A 483-nucleotide genomic window follows, 5' to 3' on the forward strand; every position below is an offset into this window, starting at 1 on the left:
GTAACTCCCCTTGTTGCCCAAAACAAGGCGCGGAACGGCACGCCCGTGGCAGAAACAGCAACGCCGGAACTAACAGTAACCAACAACACCCTGCACATCAAAAACGCAACCATCGGCTCCAAATTAGAAATCATCACAATAGTAGGCAACAAAGTACTCCAAATAGAGATGCAAACCACCAACAGCACCTACGAGCTAAACCTCCCCAAAGCCATCTACATCTTCAAATTAGAAGGCGTAGTGCGCAAGTTTGTGATAAAATAATTTCGTAATATCTGGTTCTACAGGGAATTGTGTGATATGATATTGCTGTCCCGTAGGGACAAATATACATAGCCTTTTATCCCGTAGGGATTATAGCTCGGTAGAAAAGCCAATCCTCACCTCCACCCTGCATCCCGCAGGGTAGGTTGTCAAACAGATTACAATCGGGTGAAATTTTTACGTTCTGTTTTTCATCCCGTAGGGATTGTAGCTCGGTAG

At 45.3% G+C, this 483-nt stretch carries 1 protein-coding gene; it reads left to right on the forward strand.

The genetic code is table 11. The features are described from left to right. On the forward strand, positions 1 to 264 hold a 264-nt coding region (locus ASC50_RS04260), incomplete at its 5' end, for a T9SS type A sorting domain-containing protein (protein ID WP_056928747.1). Positions 265 to 483 lie beyond the last annotated feature (219 nt).

Source organism: Candidatus Symbiothrix dinenymphae (assembly GCF_001431085.1).